The organism is Vibrio genomosp. F6, from assembly GCF_005146325.1.
In the GTDB taxonomy this organism is placed as follows: Bacteria; Pseudomonadota; Gammaproteobacteria; order Enterobacterales; family Vibrionaceae; genus Vibrio; species Vibrio cortegadensis.
Window position 1 is genome coordinate 1 of sequence record NZ_SYUT01000001.1, and the last position, 1,878, is coordinate 1,878.

The window sequence follows — 1,878 nt, forward strand, 5'->3', positions numbered from 1 at the left end:
TAAGAGTGACTCCTAACGCTTGCCGATTTTACTTCGATTTGAATTTTGTGTTTACGGCGCAATGGTTTAGTCTAGGTTTTATAGCGTTGTCGCACCTTAATTGGGCGTTATGAGTTTTTTGATTTTAGTGAGAATTTTTGTGGATATAGAAAATATTAAGACACAAATCCGTAGTTTCAAACGAGCTATTATAGATGCTGAACTTTACCAGCTTGGTCATGAATATCGAAAGTTTAAACGGTTTCCACAGGCGTGCTGTGTTTTGACTAGCCAACTATTGTCTAGGTTCCTAATTCGGAACTATCCAGAGCTTGAATTCAAAATTGTGCATGGGGAAACCCCAAATGGTATGTGGCATTATTGGGTTGAACACAAAGGAATAATTTCCGATATAACAATGACACAAAATGGCATTGAGGCTGAGGACGTTATTTGGTCATAAAGCTTGTGGCATAAGAAGTGTCATGTACTTGAAACATGGTCAGTTGAACATGATTTCAAAGGTGTATGTGAAGGCGCAGACAGTGCAGACGCGCAAGCTTTAGAAAATGGCTACAGGCTAACAATGTCAAAGTTTAATCTGTAGTTCAAACTCATAACAAAGCGTTTAAGACGGATTCCCAACGCTTGGCATTTTCAGCTTACTTTGGGTTAAGTGTTTATGTCACAATGGTTTAGGTAGGGTGGTTTGCGTTGCTCACCACTTAACGCGGCGTTATATGCAATTGCCTAAATCAACCTAGGAATAGCTCGAAGGTCGGCTTGAACTCATCACCTTATCGAGATCTTTCTGAGCTTTCTTAGGGTTTTCTAAGTCAGTAATTTCTATCATTTCACATTCGTCTCGAACCATTTCGTTGATAAGGCTAGGGTAGTGGCGACAATCTTCTGGTCGGTCGAAGTAAATACTGCATGTATGTTTATCTTTCTCTTCTGGCTTTGACTTCGGCACTAATTCCAAAAATGGACAATGGTTTAATTGTGCTCTGGTTTCTGGATCAAACCAGATTTTTCCATCTTTCACATATTCAAAGATATCTGGGTTAAACAGCTCCCACAGGTCTATTTCTTCCTGCGTGGCTGCTAAATCACCATCGCCATATTTGATGCAGCATTTCCCACATTGGTTGCAGTCTTTCATGGTGTTTACTTTGAATTAGGAGGTTATTGATTGAGTCTATCATCAATAGTGAAATTGGCTCTGCATTTGGAATGGGAGTTTGCATATAACAAAGCGTTTAAGACGGATTCACAACGCTTGGTGGCTTCAGTTCAAAGATATGCATCAGTGTTTATGGCATAATGCCTTGAGTATAGTGGTAGCGCTGTTCACCACTTAACGCGGCGTTATGTGCAAGGAGGGGAAAGGGGGACTTATGACGCATAGAATATTATTGATATTTGGCTTATTGAGCTTACAAGGTTGCAGTTATGCCATCGAAATGGCTTTTTATAACAATACTGACAATGAAATCACAATTTGTAACCTCAATTTAAAAAAGCCTACCTGTCAGACCGTAGCTGCCCAATCACTGATTAACGTTACTTTGGTTGGTGATATATACAGTCCCCAGTTAAACTTTAATATCGGAGCTTTGAATCAAGAAAGGATGTATTCGTTTAACGTAGAGTACCCCGAGCAAGCTTCAGAGGTATATTGTAAAACGCACTTTATTACAGCAAAAGTCTGCGATATACCCGTACAATATGAGCCAAGCGGTAATTTATATTGGGCAGGAGAAAAATTTGAGCTACCAGTATCTGATTTTCCTGATCAGCCGAGCGGTTTCCCTGTAGTACCGATTGATGAACTAAGCACATAACAAACAATTTAAGAGTGACTCTCAACGCGTGGCGGTTTCACTCCGATTTGAATTT

2 protein-coding genes are annotated in these 1,878 nt (G+C 39.9%); one reads left to right on the forward strand and one right to left on the reverse strand.

Features of this window, described 5'->3' with window-relative positions; all coding sequences use genetic code 11:
- Positions 1 to 739: 739 nt before the first annotated feature.
- Positions 740 to 1,141 (reverse strand): YkgJ family cysteine cluster protein, encoded by a 402-nt coding sequence (locus FCV43_RS00005; RefSeq protein WP_136993651.1) that lies wholly within the window; start codon positions 1,139 to 1,141, stop codon positions 740 to 742.
- Positions 1,142 to 1,376: 235 nt separating this feature from the next.
- Between FCV43_RS00005 and FCV43_RS00010 the strand changes: the two genes are divergently transcribed.
- Positions 1,377 to 1,823: a hypothetical protein gene (locus FCV43_RS00010; RefSeq protein ID WP_136993652.1), complete on the forward strand. Its 447-nt coding sequence runs from the start codon at positions 1,377 to 1,379 to the stop codon at positions 1,821 to 1,823.
- Positions 1,824 to 1,878 lie beyond the last annotated feature (55 nt).